Raw genomic sequence first — 25086 nt, 5'->3', positions numbered from 1 at the left:
CTCACATTCCATGCCAGCTTTCACGGCGTTGCTGATCGGCGCCCTGCTCCTCCCCGCCGCACCCTCGAGTTTCGCGCCGGAATACGTGGCGCTGGGCGATTCCTACGCGGCTGGGGTGGGCACCCCGGGCTCGTCCGGCCCCTGTGGACAGAGCCCGCAGGCCTACCCCAGCCTCTACGCGGCCCGGCAGAACCTGCCCGTCGTGCACGACGAGGCGTGTACCGGCGCCAGCACCGCCGACGTGGTCAAGGACCAGCTCGGCGACCTGACGCCCGGCACCTCGCTCGTCTCCGTCACCGTCGGCGGCACCGACATCGGCTTCTCCGACGTGATGACGACGTGCGTGATCGGCAGCGACTCGGCGTGCCTGGACAAGGTGCACCAGGCCGAGGGCGTCATCGACGGGCCGCTCGGCGGCGACCTGGACCGCATGTTCGCGGCGATCCGCGCCAAGGCCCCCACCGCTCACATCGTGGTGCTGGGCTATCCGCACGTGGTCGAGGCCGGCGGCGCCTGCTCGCTGAGCTCGACCAAGCGACAGGCCCTGAACGAGGGCTCGGACCGGCTCGCCGCCGTGACGCAGGCCCGGACGGCCCACGCCGGCGCCGATTTCCGCGACGCCCGGCCCGCCTTCGCCGGCCACGGCTACTGCGGCGGCGACCCGTGGATCAACGGCGTGAGCCTGCTCGACATCGCGGGTTCGTTCCACCCGAACGCAGCCGGCCAGCGCGAGGGATATCTCCCCCTGCTGGCCGGCTGAGTGCGTGCGGGTCGGACAGCTGGTGGTCCGGCTGTCCGGCGGCGGGAGGGTTCGTCAGCACTGCTTCCAGTTGAACTGGTACACCGTGTCGACGCTGGCGTGGCTCGAATCCATCTCGATGAAGCTGGTCGCGCCGGAATCGGATGTGCCGGCGTTGGCCCGCACCTCCGCGTTGATGTTCAGGTTCCGGTCGAGGCCGCACGGCGCGTACACCAAAACATCGGCGACGTCCTTCGCGGTCCATTGGCCGTCGAACGGTCCGGTAAGCGGGTGCGGCACGCGGGCCGTCGCCGCCTGTCCGGTGAAGTAGTAGTTCGCCTGCTCCAATGCGGACGCACCGGCGGCCACATGCGCGAATCCGCTGTAATCGGCCTCGGCGATCGCGAAGGTGAATCCCGCCGGAACGTGCACGAGCACGTTGATCTGGCAGTTCTTGCGCCCGTCGACGGCGGACGCGCCGTTGCCGGCCTTGGCCGCGAAGTTGTTGTAGTGAACGGTGAACGACGTGTTGTCGGACGAGACGTCGGCGGACGCGTCCGCCGTGCCGGCCGGGCAACCCGAGCCGTTGATCGTTTTGATGTCGAGGGTGATCTTTCCGGGCGGCGGCGACGATGTCTGCGAATCGGTCACGGGTGTGAACAACGACAGGACGAGGCCGACCACGGCCAACGCACCACGCATAATTCCCTCCGAAATGCGCGACAATTCAAGGTCGCGCGGCGTCAACGACCATATAGCACGTCCGTCGACACGCCGCCTGCTGAACGGAGTAAAAATTAGCCGCGAATTGCGAAGAAAGGGTGGCACGCTGATCCCATGAGGGGACCAAACCGATAGAACCTCGACTGTCCCGCCACGGCGGGACAACAGGGACATCCGGGCGGCGCCCACCACCCGGACGAGGCAACCTCGACTGAGCCGCTCGGGGGCGCGCGCCCGCCGTTCCCGACGCGACACGGCCGATCCGACACCGCCACCGCGGTGTCCCCTCCCCCGCTCCTCTGGCAGCATGACGCCGACGGATCTCGATCTTGAACCGGGCCTGCCGTTCGGAGCAGCCGCGACACGCGAGTGGACCTGGGCGAACGTGACAAAAACTTGATTGATTCCAGATTATGGGCGAGACTTCGTCCCGTGCCCACCTCCTCGGACTACGAGCGGTTGCTGCGCGGGGCCGCGCTGCGGGTGACCCGGCCCCGGGTGGCGGTGCTGACCGCGGTGCACGCGAATCCGCACGCCGACACCGAGACCATCCTCGGCGCCGCCCGCGCGGACCTCGGCGAGGTCTCCCACCAGGCCATCTACGACGTGCTCAAGGTCCTGACCACCGCGGGGCTGGTCCGGCGCATCCAGCCGGCCGGCCACGTGGCGCGCTACGAGTCCCGGATCGGGGACAACCACCACCATGTCGTGTGCCGGTCGTGCGGCGTCATCGCGGACGCCGACTGCGCGGTCGGCGACGCACCCTGCCTGACCGCGTCCGACGATCACGGATTCACGATCGACGAGGCCGAGGTCATCTACTGGGGCCAGTGCTCGGACTGTTCGACACTCGCCGCCTCGAGTCGTTTCCACTAGTTCCGGAAAGGTTTCCCGTGTCTGACAAGCCCGACGCCGTTGTTGGCGAGATGAACGACGAGAGCGCAGGCGGGTGCCCGGTCGCCGGGCGCTTCAAGCACCCCACCGAGGGCGGCGTCAACAGTGACTGGTGGCCCAACCAGCTCAACCTGAAGATCCTGCGCAAGCACCCGGCCGTGGCCAACCCCATGGGCGAGGACTTCGACTACGCCGCCGCGTTCGCCACCGTCGACCTGGACGAGCTGGCCCGCGACGTGGACGCCGTGCTCACCACCTCGCAGGACTGGTGGCCCGCCGACTTCGGCCACTACGGCGGCCTGATGATCCGGATGGCCTGGCACAGCGCCGGCACGTACCGCATCCACGACGGCCGCGGCGGCGCCGGCGCCGGCATGCAGCGCTTCGCGCCGCTGAACAGCTGGCCGGACAACGGCAACCTGGACAAGGCCCGCCGCCTGCTGTGGCCGGTCAAGCAGAAGTACGGCAAGTCGATCTCCTGGGCCGACCTGATGATCTTCGCGGGCAACCGCGCGCTGGAGACCATGGGCTTCAAGACCTTCGGCTTCGCCGGCGGCCGCGCCGACGTGTGGGAGCCCGACGAGGACGTGTACTGGGGCCCGGAGACCACCTGGCTGGGCGACGAGCGCTACAGCGGCGACCGCGACCTGGAGCAGCCGCTCGCGGCCGTGCAGATGGGCCTGATCTACGTCAACCCCGAGGGCCCCAACGGCAACCCGGACCCGCTGGCCTCGGCCCGCGACATCCGCGAGACCTTCGCCCGGATGGCGATGAACGACGAGGAGACCGTCGCGCTCATCGCCGGCGGCCACACCTTCGGCAAGACCCACGGCGCCGCCGACCCCAACGTCTACGTCGGTCCCGAGCCCGAGGGCGCGCCGCTGGAGGAGCAGGGCTTCGGCTGGCGTAACAGTTTCGGCACCGGAAAGGGCCGCGACGCCATCACCAGCGGCCTGGAGGTCAGCTGGACCGCCACGCCGACGCAGTGGAGCAACGGCTTCTTCGACAACCTCTTCGGCTACGAGTGGGAGCTGACCAAGTCCCCGGCCGGCGCCAACCAGTGGAAGCCGAAGGACGGGGCGGGCGCGAACACCTTCCCGGACCCGGAGACCGGTGAGCTCAACCGCACGCCCACGATGCTCACCACCGACCTGGCGCTGCGCTTCGACCCGATCTACGAGCCGATCTCGCGCCGGTTCCACGAGAACCCCGACCAGTTCGCCGACGCGTTCGCGCGGGCCTGGTTCAAGCTGACCCACCGCGACATGGGCCCGATCCAGCGCTACCTCGGCCCGCTGGTGCCGCAGGAGGAGCTGATCTGGCAGGACCGCGTGCCGGCCGTCGACCACGAGCTGGTCACCGACGCCGACGTCGCGGCGCTCAAGGAGCAGATTCTCGCCACCGGCCTGTCGGTGTCGCAGCTCGTCTCCACCGCGTGGGCGTCCGCCTCGACGTTCCGCGGCAGCGACAAGCGCGGCGGCGCCAACGGCGCTCGCATCCGCCTCGAGCCGCAGCGCGGCTGGGACGTCAACGAGCCCGACAACCTGGCGCAGGTGCTGCGGACCCTGGAGGGCGTGCAGGCCTCGTTCGGCAAGAAGGTCTCGCTGGCCGACCTGATCGTGATCGGCGGCGCCGCCGCGGTCGAGCAGGCCGCCAAGGCCGCCGGCCACGACGTCACCGTGCCGTTCACGCCGGGCCGCACCGACGCGTCGCAGGAGCAGACCGACGCCGACTCCTTCGCCGCGCTGGAGCCGACCGCCGACGGGTTCCGCAACTACCGGGGCAAGGGCAACCGGCTGCCGTCCGAGTACCTGCTGGTCGACCGGGCCAACCTGCTCACCCTCAGCGCGCCCGAGATGACCGTGCTCATCGGCGGCCTGCGGGTGCTCGGCGCCAACTACCAGCAGTCCCCGCTGGGCGTGTTCACCTCGAACGTCGGGACCCTGTCCAACGACTTCTTCGTGAACCTGCTCGACATGGGCGTGCAGTGGCGCAAGGGCTCCGACGAGGAGACCTACGAGGGCATCGACACCGCCACCGGCGACATCAAGTGGACCGGCTCCCGCGTCGACCTGCTGTTCGGCTCCAACTCCGAGCTGCGGGCCGTCGCCGAGGTGTACGCCAGCGACGACGCCAAGGCGAAGTTCGTCGCCGACTTCGTGAAGGCCTGGGCCAAGGTCATGGACCTGGACCGCTACGACGTCTGACGCAGTCCGATGAACCGGGCCGGTCGCTGAGCGACCGGCCCGGTTCTCGTTTCACCGACTTTCGGCGGGTTGACCGGGGCTGGTCAACTGAGTGCGGTGGGGGTCGTGCGACGACTGAGCCTTGCCACAGTGATTCTGGCGATGGCCGCGACCACGTTGGTCGCCGTCTCGCCCGTCGGCGCGAACGGAGCGCCGGCCCCTAGTGTGAACGCCGTGATGTCGAATGCTGATCTGGACGCGGCGACGATCCCGCAGCTGCAAACGCGCATGGCGAAGGGGGCGCTGACGGCGGTGGGACTGACGGAGGCGTACCTGGGGCGCATCCACCAGCTGGAACCGAAGGTGCACTCGATCCTGTTCCTGGACCCGACGGCGGTGAGCCAGGCCCGGGCCAGCGACGAGCGCCGCCGGAGAGGGCACGTGCTGGGCCCGCTGGACGGGATTCCGGTGCTGCTCAAGGACAACATCGACACCAGGGACCTGCCGACCACCGCCGGCTCGCGGGCGCTGCTGGCGAAGAACCCGGTCAAGGACGCGCCGCTGGTGACGGCGCTGCGCCGGGCGGGCGCGGTGATCCTGGGCAAGGCGAACCTGTCGGAGTGGGCGAACTTCCGCTCCACGACGTCCACCTCGGGCTGGTCGGGCGTCGGCGGCCAGACGAACAATCCCTATGTGCTGGACCGGAATCCGTGCGGCTCCTCGTCGGGGTCGGCGGCCGCGGTGGCGGCGTCGCTGGCGCAGGTGGCGATCGGAACCGAGACGGACGGTTCGATCGTCTGCCCGGGCGGGCAGAACGGCATCGTGGGCATCAAGCCGACGCTGGGCGTGATCAGCGGCGCCGGCATCGTGCCGATCTCCCACGAGCAGGACACTGCCGGCCCGTTCGGCCGGCACGTGGTGGACGTGGCGCTGACGCTGTCGGTGTTGGCGGGCAAGGACTACGTGCCGCCGACGACCTCCCTGCGCGGCAAGCGGATCGGCGTCTGGGCGATGGCCGGCACCGACGCCGGCGTGGACAAGGTGATGCAGGAAACCGTGGCGGCGCTGACAAAGGCGGGCGCGACGGTGGTGGATGTGGTGCCGGCCAACCAGGACACGATCGGCAACGATGAACTTCCCGCGCTGCTGGCGGAGTTCAAGCACGACCTGAACGCCTACCTGGCCACCCGGCCGGGCGTGCCGCAGACGCTGGCCGACCTGATCGCCTTCAACCAGCACGATCCCGTCGAGCTGTCGAAGTTCGGCCAGGAGCTGTTCGAGCAGGCGCAGGCCGCCCCGCCGATCACCGACCCCACCTACCTCAAGCAGCGGGCCGAGGCGACCGACCTGGCCCGGCACTCGATCGACGACCTGATCGCCGCCGACCACCTCGACGCGATCATCGCGCCGACCAACGGCCCGGCCTGGGTCACCGACTACGCCAAGGGCGACGTGGACGAGATCGGCTCCTCGACGCCGGCCGCGGTCGCCGGCTACCCGGACATCACGGTGCCGGCGGGCTTCGCCGGTCCGCTGCCGATCGGCGTGTCCTTCATGGCCGGCAAGAACTCCGACGCCCACCTGGTCGCGCTGGCGGCGGCGTTCGAACGGCTCACCGCGGCGAGGCAGGCCCCGAAGTTCCTGCCGACCTCACCTTGAGCCAGTGCTCGTTGCAGCACACGACGTGCAGGCGCAGCGGCGTGTCCCGCCGCTGCCCCCGCTCGGTTCCGACGTGCCACAGGCCGAGATCGATCTCGGCGCAGGTGTGCTTGTCGGGACGGACCGCGAGCGCGGCGGGGGCCTCGTCGAGTAGTTCCATCACGGTCTCGCCCTCGAGCTCGTACCCGTGCCGGCTGCCGGTCAGGAACAGGGTGTCGGCGGCGACTGCGTAGCGGAGGTGATCACGCGACGCGCGTTGGTGGTGCGCGGCCGGGTCGAAGGCGCGGAACGGCCGCTCCGGCAGGGTCACCTGCTGGATGCCGGTCGGCTTCAGCCGGGCCCGCACCTCCTTCCAGCGTGACGCCGGGAAACCGAGCCCGTGGTGTGCCAGCACCAGGTCCATCTTCCGGCCGCAGTACGACGACACCTCGTCGCAGCAGCTCTGCCGCAGCGGCAGGTACACCAGGCTGTGCGGGGACCGCGCGGCCAGCCACCAGGCCAGCACGAAGTCCACGGTGGCGGCCTTGTTCACGTACAGCTCGACGCCCCAACCGGCTTCGTGCATCGGGGCGTGCACGATCGGCCGTACCGGGTGGATCACCCGGTACGCTTCCGCGCCCAACCGCACCTCGTTGGTGTAGAAGCGTCTTCGCACTGCCGCCATGGTGTCCACCCTAGGCACCGCCGCGACCCGATTTCCGTGGTCAAGCGGCCCCGGTCCGGGTGCGAACGGCCGATTCGGAGGCATGATTACCGCCGTGATCGGTTTGGAACTCGTGGTGGCGCTGGGCATGGCGGTGCTGGTGTCGGGCGTGGTGGCGCAGCGGTTCCGGCTCGCGCCACCGGTGGTGCTGCTCGCCTGCGGCGTCCTGTTGGGATTCGCGCCGGATCTGTTGGACGTGCACCTGCCGTCGGAGGTGGTGCTGCTGCTCTTCCTGCCGGCGCTGCTGTACTGGGAGAGCCTGACGACCTCGCTCCGGGAGATCCGCTCCAACCTGCGGGGCATCGTCCTGATGAGCACGCTGCTGGTGATCGTCACGGCCGGCGCGGTCGCGTGGACGGCGCACGCGCTGGGCGTGCCGTGGGGCCCGGCGTGGGTGCTGGGAGCTGCGGTCGCGCCGACGGACGCGACGGCGGTCGGTGTGCTGGCGGGGATGCTGCCGCGTCGGTTCGTCACGACGCTGCGCGCGGAGAGCCTGGTCAACGACGGCACGGCGCTGGTGATCTACGCGTTGGCGGTCGGTGTGACCATCGGCCAGGAGCAGCTGAGCGTGGTGCACGTCGGGGGCCTGTTCCTGCTGGCCTACCTCGGCGGGGTGGCGGCCGGCGCGGTGACGGCGGCGGTGGGGATCCCGATCCGCCGGCGGCTGGAGGACCCGCTGCTCGGCAACGTGGCGATGCTCCTCACGCCGTTCGTGTCCTTCCTGCTGGCCGAGGCGATCCACGCGTCCGGGGTGCTCGCGGTGGTCACCACCGGTCTGATCATGAGCCAGGTCGGCCCGCGCATCGGCCGCGCGGCGACCCGGCAGCAGTCGCAGGGTTTCTGGAACCTGTCGACGTTCCTGCTCAACGGGGCGCTGTTCGTGCTGGTCGGGCTGGAGTCGCACGGGGCGGTGCGCGGCCTCGTCAGCGGCAGCCTGATCCGCGGACTGGTCATCGTCGGCGTGGTCTGCGTGGTGTTGGTGGCGGCGCGGATCGTGTTCCTGTTCGTCACCGTCTACATCATCCGCGCGGTCGACCGCCGCCCGTCGCAACGGCTGCGGCGGGTCAGCCACCGCACGCGGATCGTCAGCGGCCTGGCCGGTTTCCGCGGCGCGGTGTCGCTCGCGGCGGCACTGGCGGTGCCCGAGACGATCGGTGGCGGGGCCGCCTTCCCGGACCGGGACATGATCGTGTTCGTGACGGCCGGCGTCATCATCGTGACGCTGGTGGCGCAGGGCCTGGTGCTGCCCGGTGTCGTGCGCTGGGCGCACCTGCCCGAGGACCGGGTCGTCGAGGAGGAGCGCAAGCTCGCGCAGACGGTGGCAACCGAGGAGGCAATGGCCGCAATGCCGGCCGTCGCCGAGGAACTGGGCACCGACCCCGAGGTGGTCGACCGCCTCACCCGTGAACTCGAGGAGCACCTGGCGGTGCTGCACGCCGGCGAGACGCAGCTGGAGGACGAGCCGGCGCTGCGGCACGACCAGCACTACACGGCGCTGCGCCTCGCGCTGCTGGCCCGCAAGCGTGCGACCGTCGTCCGTCTACGCGACGAGCGCCGCATCGACGACACCGTGCTGCGGCAGATCCAGGCGCGCCTGGACATCGAGGAGGTCCGGCTCTCGCAGCGCGAACTCGTCGACTAGGTGTTGAGCACGAAGGCGACGTCCCGAGTCGGGATCTCCACGCCGTCCTCGCCGACGAAGGCCACGCGCACGGGCCGGCCCTCCTTGCTGCGCCGCAGCGCCGACGGGCCGACGGTGCGCGGCCGGTGCTCGTCGCCCCACTGCTGCAGCGCGCCCAGCACCAGCTTGAGCTCCCGGCCGGCCGGGGTCAGGTGATAGCTCTGCCGCTGGCGGCTGCCGGGCTCCTGGTACGCGCGGGCCTCCAGCACGCCGGCGGCGACCAGCGTCTTCAGCCGGGCGCTGAGCAGGTTGGGCGCGATGTCCAGCGCGCCCCTGATCTCGGCGAACCGGTGCCGGCCGGCGAAGATCTCGCGCAGCACCAACAGGGTCCACCGCTCGCCGAGCACCTGCAGGCTCCGCTCGATCGAGCACGCCGGCAGGTCGTCGGCCACCACCAGCTCCGTCATCCGGACCACGGTACCTCCTGACTACAGATTCGCAACCCAGCTGCGCTGTGAGAACAGCCACCAGGTTCAGCTGAGTACAGTTTTTATATCCAGCTGCTACGGTCGCTGCCAGGAACCGACCGACAGGAGCAGGACGATGACCGACACCCAGCAGGCCGTTCGCGTCCACGAGGTCACCCCCGCCTACTGGCAGGTGACGCTGGACAACCCGCCGCTCAACGTGGTCGACGCCGCGATCATCACCGGCCTGGCCGAGGTGCTCGACCGCGTCGAGGCGTCCGACCAGGTGCGGGTCGTGGTGTTCGAGAGCGCCGACGACGAGTTCTTCCTGGCCCACTTCGACATGACCGGCAACTCCACCGCCGCCGCCCGCACACCCGGCCGCACCGGCTTGCCCGGCACCACCGACGTGCTCGTCCGGCTGGCCGCGCTGCCGGTGCTGACCATCGCGAAGATCCGCGGCCGGGCCCGCGGCGTCGGCAGCGAATTCGTGCTGGCCTGTGACCTGCGCTACGCCAGCGCCGAGCGCGCGATTCTCGGCCAGCCCGAGGTCGGCGCGGGCGTGATCCCGGGCGGCGGCAGCATCGAGCGGCTGGCGCACCTGGTCGGGCGGGCCCGTGCGCTGGAGATCGTCATCGGCTCGGACGACTACGACGCCCGCACCGCGCAGGAGCTCGGCTACGTCAACCGGGCGGTGCCGGACGCCGAGCTCGACGCCTTCGTCGACGCGTTCGCCCGGCGGGTCGCCTCGTTCGACCGCCGCCCGATCGCCACCGCCAAGCGGCTGGTCGACCGGATCACGTTGCCGGAGAACGGTCATCTGCTGGAGAGCCAGGCCCAGTTCGCCGCCGCGCTGACGTGGCCGGAGACGCAGAAGCGGGTCGTCCGGCTGTTCGAGAAGGGCCTCCAGCAGCGCGGCGACTTCGAGCTGCGGTTCGGGCACCACCTGAACGGACTGTTCGACGAGTCCACCGTGGACTGAGCGCGGTCGCCAGGGGCAAGGCTTTCCACCGACACCGCGAGCGGGCGATTCCGCCACGATGTCGGCCGCCATGGGGGTGGTCGCACCCGGCGGCCACCCCTATGGTTGAAAAACGAACGTTCCGTCTCACGGCGATGTGACAGGCACGGATTCCAACACCGGCCGTTCGATCGCCCAGCGTGCGCCATCACGGCCACGGCTCCCGCCAATTCGGCGACCCGCGTAACGGGTTACCTATGCCGTTCCGGTCAGATGACCGATGCTCATCGCCGCCCGGCCTGGATACGTTCTCGGCAACCCGAGCAATACCCGTAGGAGCGTGCGCTGATGCGCAACGGAGTGACAGTGGCCGACGCCGTGCGAACGGGCGTCGGTTCCGCGAAAGGATGGCGACCATGGCAACGCCGCTACCGGCCGGTCCCGCTCCGAGCTACGGCCGACTCTGGCGAGCGCTGCCGCACGGGGAACGCGCTGTGGTGATGCACACCGACACCGCCCCGACCTCCGGCGGCTCCCGGCCGACGCTGTCGCGCGGGCGCTTCCGCCACGTCATCGCGCTGGTGGTGCCGACCGACGCCGTGTCGCTCGACATCGACGTCGTGCGTCAGGTATTCGGCCCGCGGGCGGCCGCCGAGTCCGATGTCGCCGGCCAGTACGAGGTGATGCTGTGCGGTGAGCGAAGCGACACGGAGAGCGACAAGCTGGCGTCGCTGGAGAGGCTGGTCACCGCCGACACCGTCATAGTGCCCGGTGTCGAGAATCCGCTCGCGCCGCGCAGCACCGCCCTGATCGACGCATTGCGCGCGGCCTATGCCGCCGGCGCCCGCATGGTGGGCTTCGGCAGCGGGGTATTCCTGCTCGGCTACGCCGGCGTGCTGGACGGCCGCCGCGCAACCACACATTGGCGTTATGCCCGCGAATTCCGCGACATTTTCCCGAACAGCCGCCTCGACACCGAACTCCCGCACGTGGACGACGAACGGGTGCACACCGGCGGCGGCGTGCTGTCCGGCGTGCACCTGGCGCTACACCTGCTGGCCATGGACGTGGGCCGCGGCCGCGCCGAGGCCGTCGGCCGGGCGGTGATCGCCGCGCCGTGGCGGGCCGACGCCCGGACCCGGCGGGAGCAGGACCGGGAGCCGATGGCACCGGTGATGACGTGGCTGCGGGAACACCTGCACGAGCCGCTGTCGCTGGCCCGCGTCGCCGAGGAGTCCTACATCAGCGAGCGCAGCCTGGTCCGCAAGTTCCGCGCCGCCACCGGCACCACCATCTTCGACTGGGTCAACCGGGAGCGGATCGACCGGGCCAAGCTGCTGCTGGAGACCACCGACCACCCGATCTCCGACATCGCCGCCATGGTCGGCTTCGGCTCGCCGGAGACGCTGCGCCGCAACTTCCAGCGCCACGTCGGCACCACCGCGCGCAGCTACCGGCACAAGTTCCGGCACGCCGGCGCCCGCGCCGACCGCGACTGAACGGCAGCGGGCCGGGGATGCCCCGTCGCCGTGTCGTGGATGACGTCGCGCGGTACTTGTCGTAGCCGAACCCCCGCGAGTCGCGCTCACAGACACACCGAATGCAGGTTTCGGGTAGATCAGTTGTGGACGGGGCAGACTCGCCACTGTGGACGCTCGGCAGCTGGAGTACTTCCTGGCGGTGGTGGATCACGGCGGCGTGAGCCGGGCCGCAGCCGCGCTGTACGTGGCGCAGCCCTCCCTCTCCCAGGCGCTGCGGACCCTCGAACACGACCTCGGCCAGCCGCTGTTCCACCGGATCGGCCGCCGCCTCGTGCTGAACGACGCGGGCCGGGCGCTGGTGGAGCCGGCGCGGCAGGTGGTGCGGGGGCTGGCGACGGCCCGGTCGAGCGTGGAGTCGGTGGGCGGGCTGGCGGTCGGCCGGGTGGAGATCGCGGCGACGCCGTCGCAGGCGGTGGAGCCGCTGGCCAGCCTGATCAAGACCTTCACCACGGCGCACCCCGGCATGACCGTCGCCGTCAGGGCCGCCTTCACGGCGTCCAGTGTCATCGACATGGTCCGCAGCGGCGTCGTCGAGGTGGGCCTGCTGGCCTCGACGGAGGAGCCGGCGGCGCCGGGGCTGCGGTTCACGGAGCTCGGCCGCCAGCGGTTCGTGCTGGTCACGCCGCCGGACGGCCCGTTCCCGCCGGGACACGTCGTCCAGCACGGCGAACTCGCCGGCCGGCGGCTGATCGTCGGCCAGACCGGCAGCGGCATGCGGCGGCTGGTGGACCGGATCCGCGACGGCGGCGTGGAGCTGGCGCCGATCGTCGAGACCGAACACCGCGAGGCGATCCTGCCGCTGGTGCTGAACGGCGTCGGCATGGCGGTGCTGGCGGACTCGTGGGCGGGCCTGGCCGAGCGCGCCGGCGCGCTGGTGTTCGACCTGGAACCGGCGGCCCACCTGCACATCTCGCTGGCCAGCCGGCCGGACGCGCTCGGCCCGGCGGCGGCCGCCTTCCTGGCGTCCCTATAGGCGTTGCCTATGAGCCGGGCTGGGATCCGGTCTTGGACCGGGGCCGCGCGCACGGTGTTGGGTCGAGGCATGGTCACGCATCGCATCGCGCTCATCCCCGGCGACGGCATCGGCCACGAGGTGACGCCGGCCGCCCGCCAGGTCCTGGACACCGTCGGCGCGCGGCACGGCGTGCGCTTCGAGTACGACGAGTTCGACTGGTGCTGCGCCCGCTACCACGAGACCGGCGCGATGATGCCCGCCGACGCCCTGAGCCGGATCCGCCATCACGACGCGGTGTTCCTCGGCGCGGTCGGCGATCCGTCGGTGCCGGACCACGTCTCGCTGTGGGGCCTGCTGATCCCGATCCGCCGAGGCTTCCGCCAGTACGTGAACCTGCGGCCGGTCAAGGTGTTCGAGGGCCTGCCGAGCCCGGTGCGCGGGGCCCGGTCCGGCGAGGTCGACCTCGTGGTGGTGCGGGAGAACGTGGAGGGCGAGTACGGCGAGATCGGCGGCCGCCTGCACCGCGGCTTCCCCGAGGAGATGGCCGTGCAGGAGGCGGTGTTCACGCGGGTCGGCGTGACGAGAATCGCCGAATACGCCTTCACCCTCGCCGAAAACCGTCGCGGGGTGCTGACTTCCGCGACGAAATCGAACGGGATCGTGCACACCATGCCGTTCTGGGACGAGGTCGTCACCGAGGTCGCCGCCAGCCACCCGGACGTGTCCTGGCGCGCCGAGCACATCGACGCCCTGGCCGCCAAGCTGGTGCTGGATCCGGCCCGGTTCGACGTGATCGTCGGCTCGAACCTGTTCGGCGACATCCTCAGCGACCTCACCGCGGCCGTGGCCGGCGGCATCGGCATCGCGCCGTCCGCCAACCTCAACCCGGAGCGGGAATTCCCGTCCATGTTCGAGCCGGTGCACGGCTCCGCGCCGGACATCGCCGGCCGCGGCGTCGCGAATCCGTTGGGGGCCATCTGGACCGCCGCGCTGATGCTCGATCACCTCGGCCATGCCGAGGCCGCCGCGGAGATCGAGCATGCCATCGCCGCCACCCTCGCGCAGACGTCCATCCGCACGCCCGATCTCGGCGGCACAGCGACGACCGCGGAGTTCACCAAGACCCTGTTGGAGCTGCGATGAGCGTGCCGCTGCCGGACAGCTTCACCTATCACGACATCGACGCCGGCGGCGTCCGCATCCACTGCGCCGTCGCGGGTGACGGCCCGCCGCTGCTGCTCCTGCACGGCTATCCGCAGACCCACCTGATCTGGCACCACGTCGGGCCCGCGCTTTCCCGCGACCACACCGTCGTGCTGGCCGATCTCCGCGGTTACGGCGACAGCGACAAGCCGGCGCCGACCGCCGGCGATGCCGAGTACACCAAGCGGGCCATGGCCGCCGACCAGGTCTCCCTGATGCGGACACTGGGTTTCGACCGGTTCGGCGTCGTCGGGCACGACCGGGGCGGACGGGTCGGCCACCGGATGGCCCTCGACGCGCCGGAGACCGTCGAGCGGCTGGCCGTGCTGGACATCGTGCCGACCCGGCATTCCTTCGAGCACGCCGACGCCACGTTCGGGCTCGGCTACTTCCACTGGTTCTTTCTCGCCGCCGGCAACGGGATCCCGGAGCGGCTGCTCGCCGCCGAGCCGGAGTTCTGGATCCGGTCACGGATGAATTCCCGGCACCGCGGCGGCACCGCCTTCGACCCCGCTGCCGTCGACGAGTACGTGCGCTGCTTCGCCGACCCCGCCGCGATCGCCGCCTCCTGCTCCGACTATCGCGCCGCCGCCGGCCCCGATCTCGTGCACGACAGGGGCTCCGGGCCGGTCACGTGCCCGCTGCTCGTGCTGTGGGGCGAGCACGGTTTCGTCGGCCGAACCTACGACGTGCTGGAGGTTTGGCGGGAGTACGCGGCAGATGTCACCGGTCGGGCGCTGCCCGGCGACCACTACCTGCCCGAGGAACAGCCCTCGCTGGTCACGGATGCGCTGCGGGAATTCTTCCGGCCTGCGTGATCCCTCCGCTCGGGGGTGACAGAGGGACCACGCGGCACCGGGTGGAGACTTTGGGAATCCCGGCTACGGCATTAGTCGCCGACGCGCCGCTGATCGTTAGCCTTTCGGGCACAACTTCTGCCCACCGGCCCGCTCCGGCTGGTCAGCAATACTTTCTGCCCCTTGAGGCAAGCCCGCGACCCGGCGTCTGCCGTAGCATCTGGGTTTCACACTGAAACCTAGGGGGCGGTCATGCCGATGCTCGATGTGCACATTCCCGACGGCGCGCTGACGCCGGCAGCCGAGGCGGAGCTGGTCGCCCGGCTCACCGAGATCCTGGTGCGACACGAGGGGTTCGACCCGACGGATCCGGCGACCCTGGCGGTCTCCTGGGTCTTCGTGCACCGGCCGGCGGCGGTGTACGTGGGCGGCAAGGCCGCGGACGCGCCGCGGTACAAGGTGGTGCCGTCGGTGCCGGAGGGGCAGCTCGACGCGGAACAGCGGGCCGGCGTCGTCCGCGAGGTGACGGCGGCGATCCTGGCGGCGGAGAACGGCGCCTGGCCGCCGGATCCGAGCCGGGTGTGGGTGTTCCCGACGGAAATCCCGGAGGGCCACTGGGGTGGGACGGGCCGGATCCTGCCGCTGGCGGCGATCCTGACCCGCCTGACCGGAAATGACGAGGAGCAGGCCCGGAAACTCGCCGCCGAACGGATCGAGCGCAGCCGGGCTAGGTGATCGCGGCGAGGATGTCGGTGCGGGCCGCCCGGTGTGCGGGCCAGAGGGCGGCCAGCACGCCGCAGGCGACGATCCCCGGCAGCGACAGGCCGATGGCGTCGAACGGCGCGGTGAAGGCGAGCAGTTCCTGGCCGAGCATGGCGTGCTGCATGACGGCCCCGACCCCCACGCCGATCAGCACGCCCGACAGCGCACCGAACAGGGAGATCACCAGGCTCTCCATGGTGATCATCCGGCGGACCAGACGGCGGCCGGCGCCGAGGGCGCGGGTGAGGCCGATCTCGCGGGTGCGTTCGAGCACGGACAACACGAGCGTGTTGACGACCCCGAAGACGCCGATCACGATCGCGACGCCGAACATGGCGTCGATGACGACGAAGGCCAGGGCCTGCTCGGCGATGTCGGCGGCGACGAGGGCATCACGGTCGGTGACGACGACGTCGGGGCGGTCGTGGAAGGCGGCCTCGATGGCGGCTCGGGGGCCGGCAGCGTAGATCATCGACGGCCGATCGCGCAGCTTGGCGGGGGCGAGCGAGACGTCGAAGTACAGGCTGGATTGCAGCTCGGTGGCGTTGTAGACGCCGGCGACGACCGTGTGGATCGCGGTGCCGTCGACCGTGATGGTCAGGGCGGAGCCGGGGCGCACGGCCATCATGGCGGCCTGGTTCCGGGAGATCATGACGCCGCGACGCAGATCGGCGACACCGGCGGTGAGCTGTGGCGTCAGCACCGTGCCCAAGGCCGACGGCTCGATGGCGGTCACCTTGAACACGGTGCCGTTGACGTTCGCCAGGGCGGTGCGAGCGGCGGCCGCGGTGACGCCGGGTAGCGACCGGACCGCGGTCAGGTCGGAGGCGTCCAGCGCCGCGGACTTGCCGGCCGCCGGTTCGAGAATCGTTGTGGTGGCGGGAATGTTGGCCCGGTCGGCGGAGCCGATCAGTGACGTCAGCGTGGCGCTCAGGGTGCCGAAAGCACGCACCAGCCCGAGCCCGACGGTGATCGCCGTTGCGGTGCCGGCGGTGCGGCGGGGATCCCGCCCCGCGTTCTGGACACCGAGTCTGGTCGCGGGTCCGGCGCGGCGCGCCAGCGCGATCAATGGCCGCAGCACCAGGCCGGCAAGAACCGGAGCCAGCAGGAGAATCCCGAACGCCCCGATGATCGCGCCGCCGATGGCGACGATGCGAGCGGTGGTGTCGGCAGCGGGGTCGAGCGTGGCAAGGACCGCTGTCACAGCCACGGCGACGGCCACCAAGCCGATGGCAGTGCGGCGATTTCGGGCCTGCCGAGTCACCGTGGCGTCGAGCCGCAACGCCGCCATCGGCGAGACCGAAGCCGCGCGGCGGGCGGCACCGTAGGCCGACAACGTGGTCACCACGATCGCCACGAGGTAGCCGACGCCGATCGTCAGCGGCGTGATCGTGTAGTCGATCTCCTGACCGGGGCGTAGCACGGCGATCATCAACGGCCCCAACGCAATGCCGAAGATCTCCCCCACCGTGCCGCCGACCAGCCCGAGCGCCGACGCCTCCACGAGAACGCTCCGCCGAACCTGCCGACGGTGGGCGCCGACCGCGCGCAACAGCGCGTACTGCTGGGTCCGCTGCGTGATCAGCATCGAGAAGGTGTTGGCGATGACGAACATTCCGACCAGCAGGGCCACGGCCGCGAACGGCAGCAGCGTTTCGCGCAGGTCGTCGGCGTTGTCCGTAGCTGTCGACTGCGCCGCCGAGGACAACTCCGCTCCGGTTTCAGCGGTGTAGCCCAGCGCCTGCGCCTCGGCCTTGACCTTGTCCGGCGAGTCGGTGGTCAACTCGACGCGTGAGTAGTCCCCGGTCGACGTGGCATGGGCAACCACCGGAGTCGGGTCCGAAGCGGATCCGAGTGACCGATACCTGAACAGACCTACCACCGTTGGGTTGTCCCGCTTTCCTCCCGCCAGCAGCACGCGGTGCTTGGTCCCCACGTGGATGCCGACCGCCGCGTTGACGGCGATCTCGCCGGGACGCGCCGGCGCCCGGCCTGCGACCAGCACGAATCTGCCGGTGTCGTCCCAATTCGTGCCGGCCTGCTCGGGCAGCGTGTCAGCGGCGACGAGCTTGCCGTTGTCCCCCACCAATCCGGCGCGGGCCACCACGATGCCCGTCGCCCGGGTGACACCGTCGAGCTCGGCCAACCGATCCCGGTCGCCACCCGGCACCGACACACCGTCGAGCACGCGAATGTCCCTGTGGGACAACGTCATCGAGACGGAATCGCTGACGATCAAGGAGGCCACCGTGGCCGCGACGCCGAGGGCCACGGCCACCACGGTCATGACCACGCGGCCCTTGTGCGCGAACAGGTCCCGCAGCGTCGCCCTCAGCATGACGACGTCACGATCGCGCCGTCGGCCAGGTGCAGCACCCGATCCGCGTACGCCGCGGCGGCCGGATCGTGCGTCACCATGACCACCGTCTGCCCCAGCTCGTCAACGCTCCCCCGCAGGAACCCGAGCAGCTCGGCGGAAGCGGCCGAGTCCAGCGCGCCGGTCGGCTCGTCCGCGAACACCACGTCCGGCCGCGTGACCAGCGCGCGGGCCACAGCGACTCGCTGCTGCTGGCCGCCGGACAGCTGGCTGGGACGGTGGTCCAACCGGTCGCCAAGTCGCACGACGTCGACCACCGACCGCACCGCCGCGGGGTCCGGCCGCCGGCCGGCCAGGTCGAACGGCAGGGTGATGTTCTCCCGCGCGGTCAGCGTCGGCAGCAGGTTGAACGCCTGGAACACGAACCCGATCCGGTCTCGGCGCAGCGCCGTGAGGGCGTCATCCTTGAGCCCGGTGAATTCGGTGTCGCCGAGCCAGATCCGGCCGGCGTCTGGCCGGTCGAGGCCGGCGACGCAGTGCATGAGGGTGGACTTGCCCGAGCCGGACGGCCCCATGATCGCGGTGAAGCCGGGCTCGAACTCGACGTCCACGTCGTCCAGGGCGAGCACGCGGGCGTCGCCGCTGCCGTAGGCCTTGGTCAGCCCCACGGCCCGGATTGTCGTCTTGACCATGGTGGCTAATCCTGGCCACGCACGTTCCCCGGCACGTCGGCCGATGGACGATCGGCAGGCCCTACTTTAGGTGTAGAGCTATGGTGGTCGCCGTGACCGAGAATCGGGGGACGGCCACCACCGCGATTTTGGCGGCGCTCGCGTTCGGCGGCTCGCTGCTGCCGGCCGGCGCACGCTCGGTCTCCTACTTCCAGCTTCCGGTGCCCGATCTGCTCCAGGGCGTGGCGCTCGGATTGCTGGCCGCAGCGGCGGTGCTGCTGAACCCACGCTTGTGGCCGCTGTTCGTGCTCACGGTCGTGGCCTGGCTGCTGCGGTCCACCTGGCCGGTGCTGATGATCACGTCGTACCTGACGGCGTCGACCTATCACCGCTCCCCCAAGCTCATCGGCTACGGCGTCGCCGCCACTGCCCTCGCGCTCGCGCCGATCACCCCGTCACCGGACCTGCCCAGCATGATCGGCGGCGCTGGTCTGTTCGTCTGGCTGCCGATCGCCTTGGGGCTGTGGCTGGACGACCGCCGGCAACTACTCGCCGGCCTGCGCGAACGGGCCGCGCAACTGGAGCGGGAGCAGGCCGTGCGGGCCGGGCAGGCCAGGGCCGAGGAGCGGGCGCGGATCGCGCGAGACATGCATGACGTTGTGGCGCACCGGGTTTCGCTGATGGTGCTGCACGCCGGCGCGTTGGAGATGAACGCGAAGGACGACTACACCGCCGGCGAGGCCGAGCTGATCCGGATCACCGGGAAGGACGCGCTCGCCCAGCTGCGCCAGGTGCTCGGCGTGCTGAAATCGTCCCCGGTGGACGGTTCGCCGGGTGATCTCGACCGGCTGCTCGACCACACCCGTTCCGCCGGCGTGCAGGTCTCACGCCGGGACGAAGGCCAGCCGCGCGAGCTGTCTCCCATCATCGCGTCGACCGTGTTCCGGGTCGTGCAGGAAGCGCTGACCAACGTGCACAAACACGCCCAGGCGCCGACGACTGTCGTGCTGCGGTACCTGCCGGACGCCGTCGAGGTGGAAGTCGTCAACGAGCGTCCGGCCCGGACGCCGGATCCGTTGCCCGGCAGCGGAATGGGGTTGGTCGGGCTGCGGGAGCGGGTCGAGCTGCTGGGCGGTGGGTTCAGCGCCGGTCCCCGTGACGGCGGCTTCACCGTGACAGCACACCTGCCGGAGGAAGCCGAGTGATCCGCGTGCTGATCGTCGACGACGAGGAGCTGGTCCGGGCCGGGTTCCGGATGATCCTCGAGCCCGTCGACGGCATCGAGGTCGTCGCCGAGGCCGGCGACGGGGCCGCCGCGCTGACCGCCATCGCCGCGCACCGGCCGGACCTCGTGCTCATGGACGTCCGGATGCCCGGCATGGACGGCCTGGCCGCCCTCGCCGCGATCGGCCGCCTCCCGCAACCGCCAGCCGTCGTCATGCTCACCACCTTCGACCTCGACGACTACGTGCACACCGCCCTGCGCCACGGCGCCGCCGGCTTCCTCCTCAAGGACACGTCCCCTCGCGACCTCGTCGCCGCCGTCCGCACCGTCGCCGCCGGCAGCGCCATGCTCGCGCCCACCGTCACCAAGCGGCTCATCGACGTCTTCGCCGGCCAGCACCACCCCCGGTCCGCCGAGGCCCGCCGCAAGCTCGCCCTGCTCACCGCCCGCGAGGGCGAGGTCGTCCAGGCCGTGGCCCGGGGCCTGTCCAACGCCGACATCGCCCGTGAGCTGGTCATGAGCGAGGCCACCGTCAAGGCGCACGTCAGCCGCTGCCTGACCAAGCTGGACCTCACCAACCGCGTCCAACTCGCCCTGCTGGTCCGCGACGCCGGCTGATCAGCCCAGCCGCTCCTTGAAGAGGGCAGTCGCCCGGGAGAAGGCGTCGTCGGCGGCATCGGCGCGATAGGTGTCGCGTTCGTGGCAGAAGAAGCCGTGCGGGGTGTCGGGGTAGACGACGAATTCGTGGTCGACGCCGTCCTCCACAAGTCGGGAACGGATGTCGGTGAGCTGTGACCGGGTGAAGAGGTGGTCGTCGGCGCCGACGACGAACAGGAGCTTGGCGCCGTGTTTGGCGATGCCGGGGGTGAGCGCCAGGGTGGGCTCGGGGCGGCCCAGGGGGATCGTGTCGTCGGTGAGCCAACCGGGATAGAACGTGGCGATGGCGGCAAGGGGGAACTGGGTGGCGGTGTAGTAGGCGAGGTGCCCGCCGACGCTGAGGCCGATCATGGCGGCGGGTCCGGGGAAACGGCTCAACACCGCCTCGACGTCAGCGAAGACGCCGGAACGGGTGACCTGGGACAGCAGCTCCAGGCCACGGGTGCGGCCCTCGGCGGTGGCCGGTAGCGAGATCCGACGGCCGGAGCGGTGGTAGAAGTCGGGGACCACGGCGGTGTAGCCGAGGCCGGCGATGCGGTCGGCGACGGACCGGACGTAGTCGGTGACGCCGAACATCTCGAAACCGACGAGCACGGTGGGGTGATCACCGGGCGCGTCGGGGCGGGCGAGGTAGCAGGACATCGGCTCGGCGACATGGGGCACGGTCACGTCGAGCCAACTGGTTTGGATCTCCACGCGGCGACCGTATCCGGCGGCTAGGCTGCGGAACCATCCGCTGTCGTTGCTAGTAAGACGGGTACCAGGATGAGCGAGCTCGCGGACCTGCTCCGCACCCGCCGGGCGAAACTCCAGCCGGCGGACGTGGGCCTGCCGACGCACGGCCGGCGCCGGACGCCGGGTCTGCGGCGGGAGGAGGTGGCGCAGCTGGCGGGCATCTCGACGACGTACTACACGTTCCTGGAGCAGGGCCGGGACGTGAGCCCGTCCCGGCAGATCCTCGACGCGCTGGCCCGTGCGTTGCGGCTGTCAAACGCCGAGCGGGATCACCTGTACGCCCTGGTCGACAGCACACCGGACGACCGGCCGCCGGAGGTGTTGGTGCCGGGTGTGCAGGACCTGGTCCAGCGGCTGGATCCGCACCCGGCGTACGTGAGCGGCCGGCACTGGGACGTCCTGGCGGCGAACCGGGCGGCGTGTGCACTGTGGACGGACTGGACGACAAAGCCACCGGAGGAAAGGAACATCCTCTGGTGGACGTTCGCCGACCCCGAGGCGCGCAAGATCCTCGTGGAGTGGGAGGCGGAGGCCCGGGCGCAGCTGGCACGGTTCCGGGCGGCGGCCGCGCGGCACCCCGACGACCCGAAGTACGGCGACCTGATCGACCGCCTCGAGGGCACGGAAGTGGACCGGTGGTGGCGGGACCACGATGTGGCGCGGCTGACCTCGGGGCGGAAACTCCTGTGGCACAAGGATCTGGGACGACTGGACCTGGAACTCGTGGTGTTGCAGGTCGCCGACGACCCCGAGCAGAAGGTGATCACGTTCCGGGCGGACGAGGCCGACGCCCAACGGATCGCCGACCTGATCCGCCCGGAACGCTGAGGGTCACGTCTTCGGGTTCAACGTCAACCCGAAGTGGTTGAACACGTCCGTGGCCTCCACCCAGAACACGCCCGGCGCGCCGTCGCCGGGGTCGCCGTCGGACAGCACACCCCGGGCCTGACGCGTGTTGCCGCTCTGCACGGCGAAAATCGTCGCACCGGAGTCACCGCCGGCCGCGCCCCACGAGCCGTCGCCCCACACGCCACGCACCCGATAGCTCAGCCCCGGGCAGCCCTCGGACGGCCCGCACCACTTGTCCTGGTTCGTCACCTTGATCCCGCACGGCGTAGGATGCCCCATGAAGAACGACCGCTGGCCGTCGTGGCAGACGTAGTCGCCGTTGTACGAGTAGGCGAAGCTGGTCAGCGGCAGCCACCCGCTGGTGTCGCTCTCGTCGGCGTTGTTGTCCGCGCCGTCGATGGTCTCGGAGTCGAACTGCTCGTACCGCGCGGTCACGGTGCCGACGTAGTTGCCCAGCTTGCCGCTGCTGTAGTCGCCGGTGGTGCCGCCACGCGTGTAGACCTTGGTGCCGACGCCGAAGCAGTGCGCCGCGGTGATCATGATCGGGTGGTTGTCGGACTTGCGCACGGCCGGCAGCCCTGCGGTGCAGCCGTGGCCGGAGCCGCTGCCGGTGATGGCGTCGCCGCCGATGAACGGCGAGCTGTCGTGCCACTTGGAGTCCCGCCATGCCTTGGGCACGAGCGTGTGGCCGGGTTGGAAGCTCGCCGGCACGCCGATCGCCGCCGACGCCGCGAACGGCACCGCCTGCGGGTTGTCGACGTTGATCTCCAGCCCGGACGCGTCCGGCGCCGGCCCGACCAGATCCACGTGGTACGGCAGGCTGTGCGCGTCGGCGAGGTCGAGGACGTGCACCGCCGCGGCGTCCAACTGTTGGTGCGTGAAGGCGGCCTTCGCCACCCGGATCAGGCCGGCGTTGATGGACGGGTCGATCCGCTCGGCCGCCGTCACCACACGGTCCAGCTGGCCGGGATCGGTCAGGTACAGCTCGACGACGCCGTGATTGGCGTCGATGTCCAGATTGCCGTAAATGTCGGCCGCCGGGCCGCGGCCGACCTCGCCGACGGCGTTGGCGACGGCGCGCAGGGGATCGAGGATCTTGGCCTGCTGCAAGGGATCCATCGACGCCAGCTGCGCGTCGGTGTAGACCGGCGCGGCGGTCGCGGGCGCCGCCAGCGTGCCGGCCAGCGCGAGCGCCGCGACGAGCGCCCGGGTCGTTCTTCTCACGGTTGCTGCTCCCGTCTGTAGGAGGAACCAAGGACTACTCGGATCCGCCGCCGGCGGGCAGCCGGTTTGCAGGTTTAGGCACGGACGCGGGCGAAGGAGTCACTCGACCGGTTGGTCGATGATCATCTACGGCGCGTCCGCCGCCACCCGGAACATCCGGTGCGGTGCACTCCACGCCATGCGTACCTCACCGCTCGCCCGCACCCTCACCGCTCTGACGGTGGCCTGTGCGGCGCTCACCGTCATGCCCGTCGCGGCCTCCGCCTTCCCGGCCGTCACCCAGGCGCCGGCGAAGCACAAGATGAAGGTCCAGGCCAAGCCGGCCAAGACGAAGATCAAGAAGCAGGAGAAGACCCAGATCAAGGGGCGGATCGACGACACCGCGCGATCCGCGTCCGACACCGCCGAGACGCTGATCGTGCAGGAACTCCAGGCCGGCGTGTGGGTGGACGTGGCCACCGACGAGTGCCGCCCGAACGGCGCCTTCGCCATCGACGTCAGCTTCGACGTGTCCGCGACGCTGTCCCTGCGGGTGTTCCACCCGGAGAGCACGCTCTACGCGGCCGCCTACTCCGACGTGTTCGCCCTGGTCGTGCTCTGACCTTGTCGGTCGAACGGCCGACGTCTGTCGCCTGATCGAGGCGTTACGTCGGCCGTTCACCCTCTGTGACCGCCGCCCCGAAAAGCTCACGCTGTGCAGTGTCCAGTCGTCGAGCGGAACGGGGTGATCGCCGTGGCGCTGCTGTACGAGCCCGTCCCGGTCGTCGCGGTCCGCCTGATGACCGTCGCCGCCGCCGAGCCACGCGTGGCGACCACCCGGGGCACCGCCATCGACGCGCTGGTGCAGTCGGTGGAGGCGGTGGCCGTGATCGGCCCGACCCTGCCGCTGGCGGCGGCGCTGGAGTTCGCCGCCGAGGCCCGGCTGGCCCGCCCCGGCGCGGGCATCGTGCTGCTCCGGGACAAGATCGACGACGACGTGCTGGTGCGGTCGATCCGCGCCGGCGTGCTCGTCGTGGTCGACGCCAACGACCCGGTCGCGGTGGCCAACGTCTTCAAGTACGCCCACCCGTCCGAGGTCTCCTACCGGCCGGGCCAGGTCACGGTGGTGCTGGGCGCCGCCGGGGGCTGCGGCAAGACCACCGTGGCGATCAACCTCGCGACGGTCCTGGCGGCGGCCGGCGCGCAGGTGTGCCTGGTCGACCTGAGCCTGGACACCGGCGCGATGGCGGCCGCGCTCACCCTCGACCCCGTCTCGCCGCTGGTGACGCCGTACCGGCCGGGCCTGGACTGCGCGCTGGCGCAGGCCAAACCCGGCGACGCCGAGCGGTTCACGCCGACCTTCGTCGCCGAACTGCTCGTCGCCCTGGAAGGCGAGTACGACCACGTGGTCGTCGACACGCCGACCCGCTTCACCGAGCACGTGCTGACCGCGCTGGACGCGGCCCGCCACCACGTGCTCGTGGGCACGTCCGAACGGCCGTCGCTGAAGTCGATGCGGCTCGCGCTGGACATGCTCGACCTCCTCACGTACGACCGGCGGGGGCGTCGGATCGTGCTCAACCGCGTGGATCCGGCCATCCGGCTCGGTGCGCGGGAGATAGACGCCGTGGTGCGCAACCGCGTGGACGGCGAGCTGCCGGCGACCCGTGCCGTACCGGCATCCATCAACCAGGGCGTGCCGCTGGCCGCCGCTCTCCCGGACCACCCGTTCAGCCGGTCGGTGCGCCGGTTCGCCGACACCTGCATCGACCACTGCTGATGTCCGAAAACCCTGTCCAGCAAAGGAAGCGTGCCATGCTCGAGCAGATCCGCGCCGCCCGCGAGAACGAGAGCGGCTTCACCCTGATCGAACTGCTGATCGTCATCGTCATCCTCGGCGTGCTCGCCGGCATCGTGGTGTTCGCGGTCAGCGCCTTCAACAACGACGGCGTCGCCGCCGCCTGCAAGTCGGACGCGAAGAACGTCGAGGTCGCCAGCGAGGCCTACTACGCCAAGACCGGCGGCTGGGCGAACGACATCCCCACGCTGGTCACCGCGAACTACCTGAAGCAGGCCCCAAGTACGTCAAAGTACACGATCACCTACACCAAGGGCACCGGCACCACCGAGTCCACCGTGACCGGCGCCATCAACGGCGGCGGCTCCTGCTACCCGTAATCGTCCACTGAGGAGGGTCGGGTCACACCGGCCCTCCTCT

The 25086-nt window shown here is 70.7% G+C and carries 24 protein-coding genes; 17 read left to right on the top strand and 7 right to left on the bottom strand.

Annotation, left to right across the window (positions count from 1 at the left end):
* Positions 1–10 precede the first annotated feature (10 nt).
* Complete coding sequence (locus tag BCF44_RS44500) at positions 11–760, top strand: SGNH/GDSL hydrolase family protein (RefSeq protein ID WP_116180556.1); 750 nt, start codon at positions 11–13, stop codon at positions 758–760.
* A gap of 54 nt (positions 761–814) precedes the next feature.
* Here the strand turns inward: BCF44_RS44500 and BCF44_RS44495 are convergent, their stop codons facing one another.
* Positions 815–1486 carry a DUF4360 domain-containing protein gene (locus BCF44_RS44495; protein ID WP_246016173.1) on the bottom strand — a complete coding sequence of 224 codons (672 nt, stop codon included), beginning with the start codon at positions 1484–1486 and terminating at the stop codon, positions 815–817.
* A 408-nt stretch (positions 1487–1894) separates the two neighbouring features.
* Here BCF44_RS44495 and BCF44_RS44490 point away from each other — a divergent pair, with 408 nt between their 5' ends.
* From BCF44_RS44490 to BCF44_RS44480, 3 genes are all read left to right on the top strand, one after another.
* The gene (locus tag BCF44_RS44490; protein ID WP_116180554.1) at positions 1895–2338 is read left to right on the top strand and encodes a Fur family transcriptional regulator; all 444 of its coding nucleotides are present in this window, start codon (positions 1895–1897) and stop codon (positions 2336–2338) included.
* Between the two features lie 17 nt (positions 2339–2355).
* Positions 2356–4563 carry a catalase/peroxidase HPI gene (katG, locus tag BCF44_RS44485; RefSeq protein WP_116180553.1) on the top strand — a complete coding sequence of 736 codons (2208 nt, stop codon included), beginning with the start codon at positions 2356–2358 and terminating at the stop codon, positions 4561–4563.
* Between the two features lie 141 nt (positions 4564–4704).
* Positions 4705–6201 carry an amidase gene (locus BCF44_RS44480; RefSeq protein WP_116180596.1) on the top strand — a complete coding sequence of 499 codons (1497 nt, stop codon included), beginning with the start codon at positions 4705–4707 and terminating at the stop codon, positions 6199–6201.
* Here BCF44_RS44480 and BCF44_RS44475 read toward each other — a convergent pair.
* Entirely contained in the window at positions 6155–6865 is a 711-nt protein-coding gene (locus BCF44_RS44475) for a hypothetical protein (protein ID WP_116180552.1), read from the bottom strand. The genes BCF44_RS44480 and BCF44_RS44475 overlap by 47 nt on opposite strands.
* 94 nt (positions 6866–6959) lie before the next feature.
* Between BCF44_RS44475 and BCF44_RS44470 the strand changes: the two genes are divergently transcribed.
* Positions 6960–8546: a Na+/H+ antiporter gene (locus BCF44_RS44470; protein ID WP_116180595.1), complete on the top strand. Its 1587-nt coding sequence runs from the start codon at positions 6960–6962 to the stop codon at positions 8544–8546.
* Here the strand turns inward: BCF44_RS44470 and BCF44_RS44465 are convergent.
* On the bottom strand, positions 8543–8992 hold the full coding sequence (locus BCF44_RS44465) for a winged helix-turn-helix transcriptional regulator (protein ID WP_116180551.1): 450 nt from the start codon (positions 8990–8992) through the stop codon (positions 8543–8545). The two genes, BCF44_RS44470 and BCF44_RS44465, sit on opposite strands and share 4 nt — an antisense overlap.
* A 136-nt stretch (positions 8993–9128) precedes the next feature.
* On the opposite strand from BCF44_RS44465, the gene BCF44_RS44460 reads away from it, so the two are divergent.
* The 6 genes from BCF44_RS44460 to BCF44_RS44435 all read left to right on the top strand — a co-directional run bounded on the left by BCF44_RS44460 (position 9129) and on the right by BCF44_RS44435 (position 15184).
* A complete protein-coding gene (locus BCF44_RS44460; protein WP_116180550.1) occupies positions 9129–9974 on the top strand; it encodes an enoyl-CoA hydratase/isomerase family protein in 846 nt (281 codons plus the stop codon).
* 395 nt (positions 9975–10369) lie between these two features.
* Positions 10370–11452, top strand: a complete 1083-nt coding sequence (locus BCF44_RS44455) for a GlxA family transcriptional regulator (protein ID WP_170218079.1) — start codon at positions 10370–10372, stop codon at positions 11450–11452.
* Between the two features lie 148 nt (positions 11453–11600).
* A complete protein-coding gene (locus tag BCF44_RS44450; RefSeq protein WP_116180548.1) occupies positions 11601–12467 on the top strand; it encodes a LysR family transcriptional regulator in 867 nt (288 codons plus the stop codon).
* Positions 12468–12536: 69 nt separating this feature from the next.
* Positions 12537–13592, top strand: a complete 1056-nt coding sequence (locus tag BCF44_RS44445) for a tartrate dehydrogenase (RefSeq protein WP_116180547.1) — start codon at positions 12537–12539, stop codon at positions 13590–13592.
* A complete protein-coding gene (locus tag BCF44_RS44440) occupies positions 13589–14470 on the top strand; it encodes an alpha/beta fold hydrolase (RefSeq protein WP_116180546.1) in 882 nt (293 codons plus the stop codon). The genes BCF44_RS44445 and BCF44_RS44440 overlap by 4 nt, the downstream gene beginning before the upstream one ends.
* 231 nt (positions 14471–14701) lie before the next feature.
* The gene (locus BCF44_RS44435) at positions 14702–15184 is read left to right on the top strand and encodes a tautomerase family protein (protein ID WP_116180545.1); all 483 of its coding nucleotides are present in this window, start codon (positions 14702–14704) and stop codon (positions 15182–15184) included.
* On the opposite strand, the gene BCF44_RS44430 is transcribed toward BCF44_RS44435, so the two are convergent.
* Together BCF44_RS44430 and BCF44_RS44425 are read right to left on the bottom strand one after the other, a co-directional pair.
* The gene (locus BCF44_RS44430) at positions 15177–17549 is read right to left on the bottom strand and encodes an ABC transporter permease (protein ID WP_116180544.1); all 2373 of its coding nucleotides are present in this window, start codon (positions 17547–17549) and stop codon (positions 15177–15179) included. The two genes, BCF44_RS44435 and BCF44_RS44430, sit on opposite strands and share 8 nt — an antisense overlap.
* Entirely contained in the window at positions 17543–18220 is a 678-nt protein-coding gene (locus BCF44_RS44425; protein WP_116180543.1) for an ABC transporter ATP-binding protein, read from the bottom strand. The genes BCF44_RS44430 and BCF44_RS44425 overlap by 7 nt, the downstream gene beginning before the upstream one ends.
* Before the next feature lie 92 nt (positions 18221–18312).
* On the opposite strand from BCF44_RS44425, the gene BCF44_RS44420 reads away from it, so the two are divergent.
* Together BCF44_RS44420 and BCF44_RS44415 are read left to right on the top strand one after the other, a co-directional pair.
* On the top strand, positions 18313–19404 hold the full coding sequence (locus tag BCF44_RS44420) for a sensor histidine kinase (RefSeq protein ID WP_211353513.1): 1092 nt from the start codon (positions 18313–18315) through the stop codon (positions 19402–19404).
* Positions 19401–20042, top strand: coding sequence for a response regulator (locus BCF44_RS44415; RefSeq protein WP_116180541.1), 642 nt, complete (start codon positions 19401–19403; stop codon positions 20040–20042). The genes BCF44_RS44420 and BCF44_RS44415 overlap by 4 nt, the downstream gene beginning before the upstream one ends.
* Here the strand turns inward: BCF44_RS44415 and BCF44_RS44410 are convergent, their stop codons facing one another.
* A complete protein-coding gene (locus tag BCF44_RS44410) occupies positions 20043–20777 on the bottom strand; it encodes a dienelactone hydrolase family protein (protein WP_116180540.1) in 735 nt (244 codons plus the stop codon).
* 69 nt (positions 20778–20846) lie between these two features.
* Between BCF44_RS44410 and BCF44_RS44405 the strand changes: the two genes are divergently transcribed.
* Complete coding sequence (locus BCF44_RS44405; RefSeq protein WP_116180539.1) at positions 20847–21644, top strand: helix-turn-helix transcriptional regulator; 798 nt, start codon at positions 20847–20849, stop codon at positions 21642–21644.
* 3 nt (positions 21645–21647) lie between these two features.
* On the opposite strand, the gene BCF44_RS44400 is transcribed toward BCF44_RS44405, so the two are convergent.
* Positions 21648–22889: a chymotrypsin family serine protease gene (locus tag BCF44_RS44400; protein WP_211353512.1), complete on the bottom strand. Its 1242-nt coding sequence runs from the start codon at positions 22887–22889 to the stop codon at positions 21648–21650.
* 178 nt (positions 22890–23067) lie between these two features.
* Here BCF44_RS44400 and BCF44_RS44395 point away from each other — a divergent pair, with 178 nt between their 5' ends.
* The 3 genes from BCF44_RS44395 (at position 23068) to BCF44_RS44385 (ending at position 25046) form a co-directional block, all read left to right on the top strand.
* Positions 23068–23490, top strand: a complete 423-nt coding sequence (locus BCF44_RS44395) for a hypothetical protein (protein WP_147328871.1) — start codon at positions 23068–23070, stop codon at positions 23488–23490.
* A 93-nt stretch (positions 23491–23583) separates the two neighbouring features.
* The gene (locus BCF44_RS44390) at positions 23584–24648 is read left to right on the top strand and encodes a CpaE/TadZ family protein (RefSeq protein ID WP_147328870.1); all 1065 of its coding nucleotides are present in this window, start codon (positions 23584–23586) and stop codon (positions 24646–24648) included.
* A 35-nt stretch (positions 24649–24683) separates the two neighbouring features.
* On the top strand, positions 24684–25046 hold the full coding sequence (locus BCF44_RS44385) for a type II secretion system protein (protein WP_116180536.1): 363 nt from the start codon (positions 24684–24686) through the stop codon (positions 25044–25046).
* The last annotated feature ends 40 nt before the right edge of the window (positions 25047–25086 follow it).

This window comes from Kutzneria buriramensis (assembly GCF_003387475.1).
Classification (GTDB): Bacteria; Actinomycetota; Actinomycetes; order Mycobacteriales; family Pseudonocardiaceae; genus Kutzneria; species Kutzneria buriramensis.
Note: the sequence above shows the minus strand (reverse complement) of the source record. Positions and strands in the feature narration are given on the sequence as shown.